Below are 15,786 nucleotides of genomic sequence, written 5' to 3'. Positions count from 1 at the left end.
GCCGGCCGCTCACGGCGCGGGCTGGAAGCGGTTCAGCAAGGCCGCATGCCGCTGGGGCCACGCCTCCAGCTCGCGGCGGTCGCCGTCCAGCACCTCCCGCACGAAGGCCATCGTCAGCTCGCGCGTCGCGGCCTTCACCTGCGGATTCAGGGCGACGCCGCCGGTGCCGCTGCGGTCCGTGAAGATGCTGTGGGAGCCGCCCTGGAACACGGCGAGCGCCTTGGCCGGGCCGCCCGTCGCCTCGAAGACCTGGAGGCGGTCGCTGGCCGGCGAGTAGTAGCCGGGAATGCGGATCACGTCGTCGGTCGCGGTGATGTGCAGCGTGGGCACGCGCACGCCGGCGAGGATGCGCTGCGGCTCGGCCTCACCATAGAACGGCGGCGCCGAGATCACGATGGCCGCCCGCAGCCGCGGCTCGGCCAGCGCCAGCACCCGGCCCTCGCGCTCGACCCGCGCGCCGGCCAGCAGGAGCGTCGTGTTGGCCCCGTAGGAATGGCCGGCCGCCAGGATGGCGTCACGGCGGATCTGCGGGCCGTAGGGGCTCGCGAGCAGCTGGTCGAGGGCGAAGCGCACGTCCTGCACGCGGTTCAGTGCCTCGTCCTCCTTCGCGGCGCCCTGCAGGCGGCCCACCAGCTGCAGCAGGTTGCCGGACCACAGGCCGCGGTCGGAGCCGACATGCTGCACATGGAGTGCGGCCACCCCCTGGGACGCCCAGTAGGCGCCCAGGTAGCTGTAGCCGCGGCGCGATCCGCCGATGCCATGCGAGAACAGCACCAGCGGCACCGGCTGCCCCGCCTGCGCCTGCGCCGGCCAGTACAGACGCACCGGCACCGGGCGCTGACGGCTGTCGTCCTGCCAGTCCAGGTCGAGCACCTCGGCCGCCGGGGCGGAGGCGGCCGCGGCGGGGGCCGTCGCTGCCGACGCCACCGACGACGCGGCCACCGCCGACTCCGTCGCCTGCGCCGACCGCGCCTGCGACTGCCAGCCCAGCACGCCGCCCGCCACCAGCAGGACGGTCAGCGCCATCCCCGCCCCGCGCAGCCAGCGATGCACGGGGCTCAGCCGCTCACAGCGCTTCATGCCTGCGCCTCCTGCAGCCGGGCCGCGCGGCGCTCGCGCCGGCGGGCCGGGCTGATCAGGCCGATCAGGTCATCCACGTAGCTGAACACGATGGGGATCACCAGCAGGCTCAGGAAGGTGGACGTGATCAGGCCGCCGATCACCACGATGGCCATGGGCGCGCGGAAGCTCGGATCCACGCCCAGGCCCAGGGCGATGGGCATCATGCCGGCGCCCATGGCGATGGTCGTCATCACGATCGGGCGCGCGCGCTTGCGGCAGGCGTCGAGGATGGCCTCGTAACGGCTCAGGCCGTGGTCGCGACGCGCCAGGACCACGTAGTCCACCAGCAGGATCGAGTTCTTCGTGGCGATGCCCATGAGCATGATCAACCCGATCATCGAAGGCATGGACAGCGCCGTGTGCGTGACGAAGAGCGCGAGGAAGGCCCCCGGCACCGACAGCACCAGCGCCGCCAGGATGGTCACCGGCTGCACGAAGTCCTTGAACAGCAGCACGAGCACGACGTAGATGCACAGCACGCCGGTCAGCATGGCCAGGCCGAAGCTCGCGAAGAGCTCGCCCATGGCCTCGGCATCGCCAATGGCGGCCTGGCTGATCCCCGGCGGCAGCTGCTTGAGGCTCGGCAGCGCCTGGGCCTGGCGCTCGACGTCGCCCAGCGGCTGACCGTTGAGCTCGATCTCGAAGTTGACGTTGCGCTGGCGGTCGTAGCGGTCGATCTGCGAGGGGCCGCTCGCGTAGCTCAGCTCGGCGACCTGACCCAGCGGCACCGGCCCCTTCGCGCCCGGCACCGGCAGGCGCGCGAGCAGGTCGAGGTCCGTGCGCGCGGCATCGGGCAGGCGCACGACGATGGGCACCTGGCGCTGCGCGAGGTTCAGCTTGGCGAGCGACTGCTCGTAGTCGCCGATCGTCGCGACGCGCAGCGTGTCCGCGATGGCGGCGGCGCTCACCCCCAGGTCCGCCGCGCGGGCGAAGTCCGGCCGCAGCTGCAGCTCAGGCCGCACGAGGCTGGCGCTCGAGGTGACGGCGCCGATGCCCGGCAGGCCGCGCAGCTCGCGCTCCACCTTGGCGGCATGGGCCGCGAGCGCCTCGCCGTCCTCGCCGGCCAGCACGAGGATGTACTTCTCGGCCGAGCCGCCGAAGCCCACCTTGACGCGGGCGCCGGGCACCTGCGCCAGGCGGTCGCGCAGTTCGGATTCGATGCGCTGCTTGCTGATGCCCGGCCGGTCCTTGCGCGGCGTGAGGTTCAGCGTCAGCGTGGCCTTGGTGACGCTGGCGGCCCCGCTGCCCATGAAGGGATCGGAGCCGGCGCTGCCGCCGCCCACGGCCGTGTAGATCAGCTTCACCTGCGGATGCGCCTTCACGAGCGCTTCCGCCTGCTTCGTCAGCGCCAGCGTCTCCTTGAGCGTGCTGCCCGGCGGCAGCGTCAGCGTGACCTGCGTCTGCGACAGGTCGTCCGGCGGCAGGAAGCCGGTGGGCAGCAGCCCTGCCAGGCCCATGGAGCCCACCGTGAAGACCGTCGTCAGGGCCAGCGTGGCGATGCGATGCTTCAGCGCCCAGCGGGCCCAGCCCAGGTAGCGCTTCAGCCAGGCGGGATCGGTGTGGTCCTGCTTCGGCGGGCGCAGCACGTAGGCCGCCATCATGGGCGTGAGCATGCGCGCCACCACCAGCGAGAAGAACACCGCGATGGCCGCCGTCCAGCCGAACTGCACGAAGAACTTGCCCGGCACGCCACTCATGAAGGCCGTCGGCAGGAACACGGCGATCAGCGTGAAGGTGGTGGCGATCACGGCCAGGCCGATCTCGTCCGCCGCCTCCATGGCCGCATCGAAGGGCGTCTTGCCCTGGGCCAGGTGGCGCATGATGTTCTCGATCTCGACGATCGCATCGTCCACCAGCACGCCCACCACGAGGGACAGCGACAGCAGCGTCACCACATTGAGCGTGAAGCCCATCAGGTACATCAGGCCGAAGGTCGGCAGCACCGACAGCGGCAGCGCGGTGGCCGCCACGAGCGTGGCGCGCCAGTCGCGCAGGAAGAACCACACCACGACCACCGCCAGCAGCGCGCCCTCCCACAGCAGGTACATGGAGCCGCTGTAGTTCTCCTCGACCGGATCGACGAAGTTGAAGGACTCGTCGAAGCGGACCTCGGGGTGCGCCGCACGGAGTTCCTCGACCGCGGCCCGCACCCCCTGCGCCACCTCGACCTCGCCCGCCCCCTTGGTGCGGGTGATCTCGAAGCCCACGACGGGCTTGCCGTCGAGGAAGGCGGCCGAGCGCGGCTCGGAGACGGTGTCGCTGACCGTCGCCACCTGGTCCAGGCGCAGGCGGCGGCCGTCCGGCAGGCTGATCTCCATTGCCGCCAGCTCCTCGGCACTCTGCACCGTGGCGAGCGTGCGCACCGACTGCTCGGCGCCGCCCAGGTCCATGCGGCCGCCCGCGGCTTCCTGCTGGATCTGACGCAGCTGGCGGGAGACGTCCGCCGCGCTCGTGTTCAGCGCCATCAGCCGCAGCGGGTCCAGCGCCACGCGCACCTCGCGCGTCACGCCGCCCACGCGCGCCACCGCGCCCACGCCGCGCACGGCCAGCATGCGCTTGGCGACCTCGTGGTCCACGAACCACGACAGCGCCTCCTCGTCCTTGCGGTCCGAGGCGACGGTGTAGGTGAGGATGGGCGAGCCGCTCAGGTCCAGCTTGGAGATGATCGGGTCGCGCATGTCCGCCGGCAGGTCCGAGCGCACGCGCGAGACGGCCTCGCGCACGTCGTCCAGCGCCTCCTGCGTGCGCTTCTCCAGGCGGAATTCCGCCGTGACCGTGGCCACGCCATCATTGAGGCTGGTGTAGATGTGCTTGACGCCCTGCAGCGTCGCGATCTGGTTCTCCAGCTTGCGCGCCACCTGCGATTCCAGCTGGCCCGGGGCGGCGCCCGGCAGCGAGGCCGTCACGGTGATGGTGGGCAGGTCGATGTCGGGGAAGTTCTGGATCTTCATCGCCCGGAAGCCGGCCAGGCCGCCCAGGCTGAGCATGATGAAGAGCAGCACCGCCGGAATGGGGTTGCGGATGCACCAGGCTGAGATGTTCATGCGGACTCCCTCAGCGCGAGGCGGCAGCAGCCGGGGCGGCGGTCACGACCTGCACGCGGTCGCCGTCCGCCAGGAAGCCGACACCCGCCGCGACGATGCGCGCCGCCGGCTCCAGGCCCTGCAGCACTTCCACACGGTCGCCCTGGCGACGGCCCAGGCTCACCTTGGTCTGCTGCACGCGGCCGTCGGTGCTGACCTTGAAGACGTAGGCAAAGCCCTCGCGCAGCTGCACGGCGCTCTGCGGCACATGCAGCGCCTCGCCCGCCCCCTGCTCGAAGCTGCCCTGCAGGAAGCTGCCGGCCCGCAGGCCGGTGCCTGCGGGCAGGTCCACGTAGGCGATGCCCATGCGCGTCTGCGGGTCCACCGTCGGGGCGATGGTGCGCAGGCGGGCGTCGAGCGGTTCGGCGCGCCCGGGCAGCTGGACCTGCGCACGCGCACCGGGCTTGAGCTGAGCCAGCAGCTCGGCGGGCAGCTCGGCCCGCCACTCGAGCCGCTGCTGTCGGATCAGGCGGAACAGCTCCTGGCCCGGCTGGGCCACGGCGCCTTCCACGGCGGCCTTGGCGCTGACCACGCCGTCGTCACTGGCCACGATGCGGGTCTGGCTCAGGCGCAGCTCCTCGGACTTCACACGGGCCTGAGCCGACTGCAGCCGTGCCGCGGCACTGCGGGCCTGGGCCTGGTACTGCTGCAGCGCCTGGCGGGAGAGGCCTTCGCCGCCCTCCGCCTCGATCTGGCGGGCGCGCTGGGCATCCGCCTGAGCCAGCTCATGGGCCGCCTCGGCCTCGGCGAGCGCGGCGCGGGCCTGGGCCAGGTCGGCCTGCACGCCGAGATCCTGCAGACGGGCCAGCAGCTGGCCGCGCTTCACCACATCGCCCACCTGGGCACGCACCTCGACGATCACCAGCCCGCCGGTCTCGGCGCTGACGTGCTGCTCGGCCCAGGGCGCCACGGCGCCCACGGCGGGCGTGCGGCGGGTCCAGCTGCCATTCTGCGGCGTCGTGAGCTGCACGCTGAGTGCGGGCTTGGCGGCCGTCGCGGCCGGCTTGTCCTTGTCCGCGGCGAGGGCCGGCGCGGCCCCCACCAGGCCGGCGAGGGCCAGCAGCAGCGCCGGACGGCGGGAGATCAGGGATCGAATGCTCATGGAATACCTTTGCATCGGCGTCAGGCCGGCGTGAAGCCGCCACCGACGGCCTTGTAGAGAGACAGCCAGGCGCCCAGGCCCTCGCGCTGCAGCTGCAGCAGCTGGCTGCGCGCGGCCAGGGTCAGGCGGCGCTGTTCATCGAGTTCCGAAGCGCTGGCCAGCCCGTGGCGCCAGCGCTGCTCCGTGCCCTTGAGGGCCTTGTCGTAGCTGGCGAGGCTGGCCTGCGCGGCCTCCAGGCGGGCGGACTGCGCCGCCACGCGCAGCAGCGCCTCCTCCACCTCGCGCACGGCCTGCGTGGCCGCGAGCCGCCAGGCGGCCTCGGCCTGCCGCCAGCGGGCCAGGGCGGCCTCGGCATCGGCCCGGCGCGCACCGCCGTCCAGGAGCGGCACGCTCAGCGAGGGGCCGAAGCTCCAGCCACGGCTCTCGTCACGCTCGCCGCCCAGCTTCACGCCCAGCACGCTGACACTGCCCAGCAACTGCAGCTGCGGATAACGTGCCGCCTGCGCAGCCCCCGACTCATACCAGGCGGCCGCTGCCTGCGCCCGGGCGGCGACCAGGTCCGGCCGCTGCTGCAGCGCATCGGCCGGCACCGCGGGCACGGCCAGCGCGGGCCAGGCTGGCAGGCGTCCCTGGCCGGTGGCGAGACGCTGGCGCAGCGCGCCTTCGTCCAGCCCGGTCGCGGCAACCAGCCCCTTGACCATCACGTCCAGCTCCAGCTGCTGGGCCAGGCGGCGCTGCCGGGCCTCGGCGGCGGCACCGGCCAGCAGCGCCTGCTGCGCCGGCGTCTCGAAGCCGGCGCGCTGGCGCTGGGCGGCCTGGGCGGCCAGGCGCTCGGTGATCTGCTCCTCCTCGATCGACAGCGCCTGGAGCTGCTCGCCACTGCGCAGCGCGAGGTAGAGCTGCGTGACCTCGACCAGGAGACTCAGGCGCGCGGCCGCCAGCTCCCATTGCGCCCCGTCGGCGCGCTGGGCCAGGGCCTGCGACTGCTGGCGCACACGGGCGAAGAGGTCCACTTCCCAACTGGCGTCGACCTGGGCCAGTGCTTGCGTCAGCGCCGGGCTGCCGGCGGGCTGCACCGACCGGGTTCGCTGGACCTGGGCCAGGCCCTGCACGCGCGGGCCGCCGGGGCTCAGCCCGGCCAGGGCCCGCACCTCGTCACGCCGGGCGACGGCCTGCTGCAGCCCGGGCGAGCGGGCCTGCACGGCCTCCAGCAGGCCGCCAAGCACCGGATCGGCTGACATCAGCCAATCCGGCACGGGCGTGCGGCCGGCCTCCGGTGCGGGGGCCTGCCAGGCCGCCGGCAGCGTGGCCGGCGTGGGCCGCTCGCCCAGCGGCGGCGCCTGCACCGCGCAGGCGCTCATCAGCACCGCGAGGGCCACGGCCGCCAGCGGCCGCGGGGGGCGATGCCGGGTCACCGGCGGGTGGCCGGCAGGGGTTATCAGAGTAGGCGTTCGCATCAGCGTCCTTGGTCTCTTGGAATCTGGGCGGAAGGTTCGAGGGCAAGCGGGGGGCCGGACAGAGGTCATGGACCGCTGGGCCGCCGGCGGTGCCGACGGGCGGTCTCGGCCTGGATGAGGGCCTCGCCGTAGCAGACCAGCGTCTCCAGCACCTCGTCGAGCGCGCCCTCGGCGTGCACGCTGCCTGGCGCCAGCGCCTCCATGTAGTCGGCGGAAGTCCAGTAGTCCTGCACCAGGGCCATGAGGGCGAAGCCGAGCCGGTGCACGCCCGGATCCGGCGCCACCACGCCCAGGCGCTGCCCCAGGGAGGCGATCAGCTGGTCATGGAAGGGCTGCATGAAGGCCATGCAGACCTGCTCGCCCACGGGCGTGGGGTCCGAGAGCTCGCGGCCCCAGACCCGCATGAGATCGACCAGGCCGGAGTCGGGCCGGCGCAGGGGCGCCACGAAGGCGCCGTACAGCTGCTGCAGCCACGACGTCAGGTCCAGCGCCTGCCCCGCCTGCCAGGGGATGCCCTGGATGATGGCCTCCATGGGCCGCATCAGGGCCTCGCTGTACAGGCCCTGCTTGTCGCCGAAGTAGTACTTGATCATGCCGATGTTGGCACCGGCCGCCTGGCAGATCTCGCGGGTGCTGGCCTTGTCGAAGCCCTTGGCACCGAAGATGCGAAGGGCTTCGCGGAGCAGGCGCTCACGGGTGCCGGTCTCGGGCGTGAGGGGCATGGCGTCGGGCATTTCGACACCGGAAGAGGCTGGGGAGGACATGGCGGCGGATTCTAGCGAAATTAATCAATCGATTGATTAACCCCAGAACCTGGCCTGGCATCGACGCCCGCCGCACGGCGGCCCCAAGATGGTGCGCAGCGCCGCCCCCAACGGGTGGAGACTCCGCGGCTCAGACGTCAGGGAAGGACGGAACGCCGTGGGCCGGCGGCGTCAGAACAGCTCGATGTCGCTGTGCTGTTCGTGTTCGGTCATCTCGCCGGAGCGGACCAGCTCGGCGTGGCTGTGGACCTGGTTGCGGCCGTGGGACTTGGCGTGATAGACGGCCTTGTCCGCCCGCTCGAAGGCGCTCGCAGGGGTGTCCCCGCTCCGGACTTCGGTGAAGCCCACGCTCACCGTGATGCGCCCCACCTGCGGGAAGGCGTAGGACTCGGTGTTGTGGCGCAGGCGCTCGAAGGCGTGGGCCGCATCGGGCTCATCGGCACAGCGCATCAGCACCACGAACTCCTCGCCGCCGAAGCGGTAGAGCAGGTCGTTGAAGCGGAAGCTGTTGCGCATGAGGCGCGAGAGCAGCAGCAGGACTTCGTCGCCGATGAGGTGGCCGAAGCGGTCGTTCACCTGCTTGAAGTGGTCGATGTCGATGACACCCAGCCACCAGTGCGTGGACGCCGGCTCGTGGCGCCGGCCGTCCTCCGCCGATGCCGTGACGGGATGGTGAGGCAGCTCGCTGACAGCCTTGAGGAAGCTCTCGTCGAAGGTCTTGCGGTTCAGCAGCCCGGTGAGGGTGTCCCGCTCGCTGTAGTCGAGCAGGCCCTGGAAGTTGTGATAGATCCGCAGGATGCTGCCCACCGTGCGCTGCTCGGAGGGGGTCAGCAGCTCCAGCGAGCGCACCTCAAGCACGCCGATGACCTCGCGGTCGGTCTGGAGCGGAAAGAGCGTCTCATGGGCGCCGTCCACCTCGCTGTGCAGGATGGTGCGGCTGTCCAGGCAGGCCTGGCGTTGCGGGAAGGCGCTCAGCAGCGGCAGGCGGCCGGGCTCCGTCCAGAGGGAGTCGGCCGAGGCAACGGCGTCGTCCGCCGCCAGGCGCGCCCGCGTCAGCCAGCGCTGCTGGCCCGGCTCACCCACGCAGCGGAAGATGGCCACGGAGAGCGGCTCCAGCAGATCACGCAGGGCCGAAACCAGGGTGACGTCCATGACGTCCCGATCCCGGAACCCGGTCAACTCTGCCAGATGCTCAACGACTTCGGACATGACGGCCTGTGAGGACGCTCCGGCCCCGCGGGCCTTCGAAAAACGAGGAAGGGGGGCTGCAGCCCCCCTGGGGATCAGGCAGCCACTGGCACCTCGGCAGTGTAGCGAGCAATGAGGCTCAGCAGCAGATCCTCGTCATAGGGCTTGCCCAGATAGTCGTCAACGCCCAACTCGTGCGCATAGTCGCGGTGCTTCTGCGCGATCCGCGAGGTGATCATGATCACCGGCAGTGCCTTGAGACGCGGGTCGGCGCGCAGGTTGCGGACCAGGTCGAAGCCGTCCATGCGAGGCATCTCGATGTCCGAGAGAACCACGCCCGGCAGTTCGTCCGCGGCCAGCTGCTCCATCGCGTCCAGGCCGTCCTTGGCCAGCTTGACCCGGTAACCTTCGCGCTCCAGCAGACGCTGCGTGACGCGGCGCACCGTGAGGGAATCGTCCACCACCAGGACCAGCGGCGGCAGCTTCTCCTCGACCACGACCGAGGCCTGGGCGGCGAGCGCCTCGGCATCGGCGCGGACCAGGGCCTGCGCATGCTCGCCGTAGACGTTGGCCAGGGCCACCGGGTTGTAGATCAGGGCCACGTCGCCCGAAGCCAGCAGGCTGATGCCGGCCAGACCCGGCACGTGGATCAGCTGCGGGCCGAGGTTCTTGATCACGACTTCCTGGTTGCCGACCACTTCGTCGACGTGCAGGGCCACGCGCTGGTGGGCGCTGCGCACCAGCACCACGGACGCCGTGCGGCCGTGGATGTGGCCACGCTCGCCGGCCTGCAGCAGGCCGCCCAGCCAGTACATCGGCACGTTCATCTCACCCAGCTGCAGGGCGCCGGACTCGTAGCCCTTCTCGACCTGGGCCGGCGGCAGGCGCAGCACGGAGTCGATCAGGTTGGCGGGCACGGCGACGACCAGGTCGCCGCAGCGCAGCTGCACGACCTGCGTCAGCGCGGTGGTCAGCGGCACGCGCAGTGCGAAGCTGGTGCCCATGCCTTCGCGGCTCTGGGTCTCGACGTAGCCGCCCAGCGTGTTGACCTCGGAGCGGACGACGTCCATGCCCACGCCGCGGCCAGCCAGCTCGGTCACCTCGTGGGCGGTCGAGAAGCCGGGCGCGAAGATCAGCGCCATCAGCTGCTCGTCGGTCAGCTGTGTGTCGGGTTTGATCAGGCCCTGGGCGATGCCGCGCTCGCGGATGCGGGGCAGGTTCAGGCCGGCGCCGTCATCGGTGAAGCGCAGCACGACCTCGTTGCCTTCCTGGGCCAGCTGCACGTGGATGTGGCCGACCGCGGCCTTGCCCGCGGCCTCGCGCTTCTGGGGCGACTCGATGCCGTGGATCACGCTGTTGCGCAGCAGATGCTCGAAGGAGCCAATCAGACGCTCCAGCACCGAGCGGTCCAGTTCGACGTGGCCGCCGGTGATCTCCAGCTGGACCTGCTTGCCGACCTCGCGGGAGGCCTGACGCACGACGCGGTGCATCCGCTCGGCCAGCGATTCGAACTCCACCATCCGCGTGCGCAGCAGGTCATCCTGCAGCTCGCGCGTCAGACGGGACTGGCCCGCCAGCTCATCTTCACCCAGCTGCACGTTGCGCAGCAGGCTGCGCTGCACGGTGGCCACGTCGTTCACCGACTCGGCCATCATGCGGGTCAGTTCCTGGAAGCGGGTGTAGCGGTCGAACTCGAGCGGGTCGAAGTCGCGACCCAGCTGCTTGGCCACCTCGCGGCTGGAGCCCATCTGGGCTTCGGCCTGCACTTCCAGCTCGCGGAGCTGGGCGCGCAGACGTTCCAGGTTGTCCTCCAGGTCGACCAGCGCGGTCTTCATGGCGCCCAGCTCGCCTTCCAGACGGGCACGGCGGATCGAGACTTCGCCGGCCTGCGTGGCCATGCGCTCCAGCACCGGGCCACGCACACGCACCACGGACTGGGCCTGCGACAGCATCGCGCTGTCGGATTCCAGTTCCTTGCCGCTGGCGAACTGCGCCCAGTCGATGGGCCTGGCGGCCACGGGCGCAGGCGTCGCGATCTGGACCGGCGGCAGCTCGCCAAAGGCGGACAGCAGCTCGTCGGGCACGGCCTCCGACACGACGTCGGACACCGGCAGCAGGGCCTCGGCCGGAACGGTCTCGGCCAGCGGCTCGACAGGAGCGTCCCCGGCGACGGCTTCGGTCTCGGGAGCGACTTCCACAGCCCCGTCCACCGCCTCGGCGGACACGACGTCGGCGCTCGGCGCCACGGCCTCCACGGCTTCCACGGCCAGCTCGTCCGCCGGCGCTTCAGCCGGTGCGGCGGCGGCCTCGGCGGCCAGGGCCAGCGCGGCTTCCATCTCATGGGCGGCGTCGGCGCTGAGCACCGGCGCGGGCGCTTCGGGTGCCGGCTTCGGGGCCACCACGGGTGCCACGGGTGCCGGCGCGCCGCCACCCTTGAGGCGTTCACGCAGGCGTTCGAAGGCGGCTTCCAGGGCATCGGCATCGTCCTGCAGCGCCATCACGCCCATGGCGTCGACGGCACCGCCGCCCAGCAGGCGTTCGATGGAGCTTTCCAGCTCGTGCGCCAGCTCGCCCAGCTGCATGGCGCCGGCCAGGCGTGCGCCGCCCTTGAAGGTGTGCAGATGACGCATGCAGGCCGCGGCGCGGCTCGCATCGGCCGGTGCCGCCTGCCATTCGCGCATCGCGGCATGCAGGCTCTGGAGCAGGTCGTCGGCCTCTTCCTCGAAGATCGGGAAGAGCTCGTCGTCGATGTGATCGGCCTCGCCGCTGGGGAAGTCCTCGACGGCCACGGTCTGCACCGGTGCGGCCTGAGCCTCTTCAGCGACGTCGGGCACGTCGGCAATGTCAGCCACTTCGGCGACCTCGATCACCTCGGCCACGACCGGCAGCTCGGCCTCGTGCGCCTCGACGGTCTCGGCAATGGCAGGCAGCGGTGCGGCATCCGACTCCAGGTCCTCGGTCGCCACCAGGGCGGCGAGCTGGTCGTAGTCGCTGTCCGTGCTGTCATCCAGCGGATCGCGGCGGTCCAGGGCCTCGTAGGCTTGCAGCGCCTCGACCAGGCCGGGCTCGACCGGCTTGAGGAAGCCGGCGGCGAACTGGTGCAGCAGCCGGCGGATGTCTTCCGCGGCCCGGACAAAGGTCTCGGCGTCCTTCTCGGTGTAGCGGCCGGCCAGGGCGGCGCGCTCCAGGGCGTGCTCCAGCGCCCGGGCCAGGTCGGACAGGTCCTCGTAGCCCACCGTCGCGGCATTGCCCGCGAGCTTGTGCGCGAGGGCCTCGCAGGCGGCCGGCACGGTGTCGTTAAGCTGCAGCGACCACTCGGACAGCTCGGTGCTCAGGCGGCGCGAGAGTTCGTCGGCTTCGTTCAGGAAGATGTTGAAGAGGCTGATGCTGATGCGCAGCGGGCCGATGACCTTGACGCTTTCGTCGTCCTCGCCTTCCTCGACCGGTGCGTCCGAGGCCAGCGCGGAGGCGTCGTCGGCGCCCACGGCATGGCCCTGGTCGCTCACCAGCGTGAGCTGAGGCGCCGTGCGCACGGCCTCGTCCACCACGGGGGTGACGGCATCGGTCACATCGGCCAGCTCGACAACGTCGGCCACTTCCAGCACGGCGGGCAGGTCCAGGGCGTCGGTGTCCAGGGACTCGACGGCCAGCGCGTCGGCGACGTCCGGCACGGCATCGGCCGGCTCGACCAGGGGCAGCTCGAAGGCCGGCAGCGCGTCGTCGCCGAGGGCTTGCACGTCGGCTTGTGCGTTGGCGATGGGCAGCGCCATCGTCGGGGTGTCGTCAGGGCTGAGGACCTGCAGTTCGGGCATGGCGGCCTGGACTTCGCCCAGGTCTTCCAGCAGCGACAGGTCGAGCGACGGCTCGGCGGCCTCGGCCACCTGCGGGGCTTCCAGCGGCACCTCGAGGTCGAGGTGCAGCAGCTCGCCCAGGGCATCGGCGGACGGCAGGTCCTGGGCCGCCAGACGCAGCGTGCTGTCCACGGCATCGGCCGGCTCGTCCGGCAGGTCCAGGCTCAGGGGTTCCAGGACTGGCACGGCGGCGGCTTCCGGGGCCATCTCGAGCGGCATCGGCTCGGTGGCGAGGGGCTCCGGATCGGCCGGCGTCGCAGCCAGGGCGTCCAGCGACAGGTCCAGCGACAGGTCGTCGGCCTGCGCCGCCACCACCGGCACCTCGTCGACATCGTCCGACAGCACCGGCATTTCGATGACTTCGCCCAGCTCGGGCAGCTCGTCCAGCGAGAGCGTCTCGCCCAGCTCCGGCAATTCGGTCGGCAATTCGGTCGGCAGTTCGATCGGCAGTTCGGCCGGCACTTCCGGCGGCTGCGCGGGCGCCTCGACCACCGGGGTGATCTCGGCCGCGGGCTCGGCAAGCTCGGTCAGATCCAGGCTCAGCTCGGGCAGCGCGGCGGTGTCGTCGTCCGACAGCGCACCGTTGATCTCGGTGACGGCAAAGGCCGGCGGCAGCTCGGCCGGCACGTCCGCCATCGGTTCGGGGGCGGACGGCGCGGCCACGGGCTCGACCCCGGCTGCCTGCACGGGTTCGGGCGCAGCGACGGCCACGAGCGGCAGGTACTGGCCATGCAGGCGCAGGGCGTCGGCGCTCTGGCGCAGCGGTGCGGCGCTGTGGCGGCCGAAGCGCTGGGCGCCGATGTCAGCCACCCAGGTGTCGAAGTAGTCGAGGGCCTGGTGCGTGAAGTCCAGCAGCGCCTTGTCGGCGCCCTTCTGCTCGGACAGGCGGGCGTTGTACAGCTGCTCGCAGGCCCAGCCGGCTTCGCCGAACTCGTTCAGCCCGACCATGCGCGAGCTGCCCTTGAGCGTGTGGAAGGCCCGGCGCACGGTGGTCATGTGCTCCAGGTTCTGGCTCTGCTCGCCCAGGGCCTGCAGGGCCTCGCGAGCCGTCTGGCAGACTTCCTCGGCCTCGGCCAGGAAGATCTCCAGCATTTCCTGGTCCAGGGCGGCGGGATCCTCGGGGATGGGCGCGCTGACGGGCGGCAGCTCCGGCATCACCGGCGTGCGGGCGGCGACCAGGTCGTTGAGGGACTGGGCCGCCTGGGCGCGGGCCTCGTCGGCACCGGCCGGAGCGGTGGCGCCCTCGACGGTCTCGGGGCGGGCCGCATCCAGCATCTGCTTGGCCGACTGCGCGGCCTCGGCCACGGACGTTTCGTCGGCGGCACGGGCCTGCAGGGCGATGAGTTCGAGGCTGCGGGCCAGGTCCTCGGCCGGCAGCTCGCCGGACGCCACGGCCGCGGCCGCGGCCTGCACCTGGCTGAGGAGGTCGGACGAGTTGGGCACCGCGACCGGCGCGCTCTTCTGGCGCCGCACTTCGGAATTCAGGCTGCCGGACACTTCATCGAAATGGAACATGCGCTTGGCGAGCTGCGGCTGCACGCTGAGCATGTCGATGAGGAAGCCCAGGGCGCCCAGGTTGTTGGCCAGGCGATCGAAGATTTCCTTGGGACCGGCCAGGCTCGGGTCGACCTCGGTGCTGGCGAGCGCATCGATCTCGTCGCGCATGCGCACGCAGGCCAGCGCGGCCTGGTCCATGCCCAGCACGCTCAGCACGCCACGCATGCTCTGCAGCTGGCCCGGCACGGGGATCAGGACCTCGCGCTTGGCGGGGTCGCGGAAGTACTCGTCGATCTGGCGCTCGATCTCGGTGAGGCTGGCGCGCAGCTCGTGCACGACGCTGCCGAGGGTCTGGCGGTCGGAGACCCGGCGGTACAGATCCTCCATCCAGGTTTCGAGTTCCTCGGGCGCCTCGCCGCGGGCCACGGACGACACGCGTCGGGCCAGGGAGCGCACGCGCTCGGCCTGCTCGGGCTGGTCGAAGGCGGCGTCATCCAGCGCGGCCTCGATGTACAGGATGGCCGTGGCCACTTCCATGGCCAGATGCGGCACGGGCGGCTGGTTGGAGCGCAGCGTCGCGACGACGGCACGCTGCAGCACCTCGCCCAGGACGGCACCTTCGGGGAAGAGCTGGCCGAGGGACTCGGACAGCGCGGCGAACTGCTCGCTGAGGCTCGCCAGGCGATGCGATTCACCCTCGGCGGCGGCGGACCAGCCCTCCTTGGCGGCATGCACGCGACGCTTGGCCTGCGCCACCCAGTTCGGGTCGATGCGGCCGAGGCTCTGGTCCTCGTAGTTGCCGGTGGCGGCCGATTCCAGGTGGTAGGCGGCACGCACGGCGTTCAGGCGCGGCGCCTGGCTGGCTTGCGCCGGCAGGCGGGCCTGGGCGCAGAAGAACAGCAGATCCTGGCCGAGGCGGTCGGAGACGCTCACCTCGCCCGAGCTGCCGGCGCGCAGCTGCGACAGCAGGCGCGAGCCCAGGCGCTTGGCGTAGTTGTCCGTCTGGAGCAGGCCCTGGGCCTGGGCCTCGAACTGGGCCGAGGCCAGCTGCCACAGCGTGCGGGACTGCTGGTCGGCAGCGGACGCACCCAGGCCCGCGCACAGCTCGCTCAGGAGGCGGGCGTGGCTGGGCGCCGGCGCCCGCATCTGCTTGAGGAGGGCGGACTCGAAGACGTTGCGCACCGCATCCGGGCGCAGCCCCGACACCGGCGGGAAGCCCGGCACTTCACGCCAGGTCCACTCGTGGTGCCACAGATCGGCAGGATGCACGCGCTCGGCCTGCGCCAGCTCGGAGAGGTCGCGGTAGGACGGGAACAGGGCCAGCGTGGAGACGGCATTGCCCGCCAGCATGCGGGTGATCAGGGCCAGCAGCGCGAAATGCGCGCGCTCGACGGCCTCGACGGCATGCAGGTCCAGGTTGTGGGGGGCGGTCGCCAGATGACGCAGCGCACGCTCACTGGCGCCCAGCAGCTTGGCGCCGGCCGGGAGACCCACCACGGACACCACGCCCACGAGCTGGTGCAGCTGCGCGGCAGCGGCCTCCATCAGCTGGTGCGGGCCCTGGGGCTCGCCGCCGAGCATCAGGGTGCTGCGGCTCTCGTTGTCACGCAGCACACGGCGCAAGGTCTTGTGCACTGACTCCAGGGAGCGGCGCAATTCCTCCTGCACCCAGGCCAGGGGGCTGAGGTCCGCGGGGAACTCGGAATCGCGCGGGAAATCCAT

At 71.7% G+C, this 15,786-nt stretch carries 7 protein-coding genes; all 7 read right to left on the bottom strand.

What is annotated here, in order from left to right; genetic code table 11:
• Nucleotides 1-9: 9 nt before the first annotated feature.
• The 7 genes from QRD43_RS12850 to QRD43_RS12820 all read right to left on the bottom strand — a co-directional run bounded on the left by QRD43_RS12850 (nt 10) and on the right by QRD43_RS12820 (nt 15,786).
• Nucleotides 10-1,080 (bottom strand): alpha/beta hydrolase family protein, encoded by a 1,071-nt coding sequence (locus QRD43_RS12850; RefSeq protein WP_285982869.1) that lies wholly within the window; start codon nt 1,078-1,080, stop codon nt 10-12.
• Nucleotides 1,077-4,166: an efflux RND transporter permease subunit gene (locus tag QRD43_RS12845; RefSeq protein ID WP_285982868.1), complete on the bottom strand. Its 3,090-nt coding sequence runs from the start codon at nt 4,164-4,166 to the stop codon at nt 1,077-1,079. Before QRD43_RS12845 ends, QRD43_RS12850 begins: the two co-directional genes overlap by 4 nt.
• Nucleotides 4,167-4,176: 10 nt before the next feature.
• A complete protein-coding gene (locus QRD43_RS12840) occupies nt 4,177-5,307 on the bottom strand; it encodes an efflux RND transporter periplasmic adaptor subunit (protein WP_285982867.1) in 1,131 nt (376 codons plus the stop codon).
• Nucleotides 5,308-5,327: 20 nt separating this feature from the next.
• On the bottom strand, nt 5,328-6,764 hold the full coding sequence (locus QRD43_RS12835; RefSeq protein WP_285982866.1) for a TolC family protein: 1,437 nt from the start codon (nt 6,762-6,764) through the stop codon (nt 5,328-5,330).
• A gap of 65 nt (nt 6,765-6,829) precedes the next feature.
• On the bottom strand, nt 6,830-7,528 hold the full coding sequence (locus QRD43_RS12830; RefSeq protein WP_285982865.1) for a TetR/AcrR family transcriptional regulator: 699 nt from the start codon (nt 7,526-7,528) through the stop codon (nt 6,830-6,832).
• 171 nt (nt 7,529-7,699) lie between these two features.
• Complete coding sequence (locus tag QRD43_RS12825; protein ID WP_285982864.1) at nt 7,700-8,680, bottom strand: GGDEF domain-containing protein; 981 nt, start codon at nt 8,678-8,680, stop codon at nt 7,700-7,702.
• 131 nt (nt 8,681-8,811) lie between these two features.
• A complete protein-coding gene (locus QRD43_RS12820) occupies nt 8,812-15,786 on the bottom strand; it encodes an Hpt domain-containing protein (protein ID WP_285982863.1) in 6,975 nt (2,324 codons plus the stop codon).

It is taken from the genome of Roseateles subflavus (genome assembly GCF_030285365.1).
GTDB lineage: Bacteria > Pseudomonadota > Gammaproteobacteria > Burkholderiales > Burkholderiaceae_C > Roseateles_B > Roseateles_B subflavus.
The sequence above is the reverse complement of the archived record's forward strand: the minus strand, read 5'-3'. Positions and strand labels throughout refer to the sequence as shown.

Excerpts from the sequence above, each read along its gene's own strand:
- QRD43_RS12840 (WP_285982867.1), bottom strand. The coding sequence starts at position 5,307 with ATGAGCATTCGATCCCTGATCTCCCGCCGTCCGGCGCTGCTGCTGGCC.
- QRD43_RS12825 (WP_285982864.1), bottom strand. The coding sequence starts at position 8,680 with ATGGACGTCACCCTGGTTTCGGCCCTGCGTGATCTGCTGGAGCCGCTC.
- QRD43_RS12850 (WP_285982869.1), bottom strand. The coding sequence starts at position 1,080 with ATGAAGCGCTGTGAGCGGCTGAGCCCCGTGCATCGCTGGCTGCGCGGG.
- QRD43_RS12830 (WP_285982865.1), bottom strand. The coding sequence starts at position 7,528 with ATGTCCTCCCCAGCCTCTTCCGGTGTCGAAATGCCCGACGCCATGCCC.
- QRD43_RS12845 (WP_285982868.1), bottom strand. The coding sequence starts at position 4,166 with ATGAACATCTCAGCCTGGTGCATCCGCAACCCCATTCCGGCGGTGCTG.
- QRD43_RS12820 (WP_285982863.1), bottom strand. The coding sequence starts at position 15,786 with ATGGATTTCCCGCGCGATTCCGAGTTCCCCGCGGACCTCAGCCCCCTG.
- QRD43_RS12835 (WP_285982866.1), bottom strand. The coding sequence starts at position 6,764 with ATGCGAACGCCTACTCTGATAACCCCTGCCGGCCACCCGCCGGTGACC.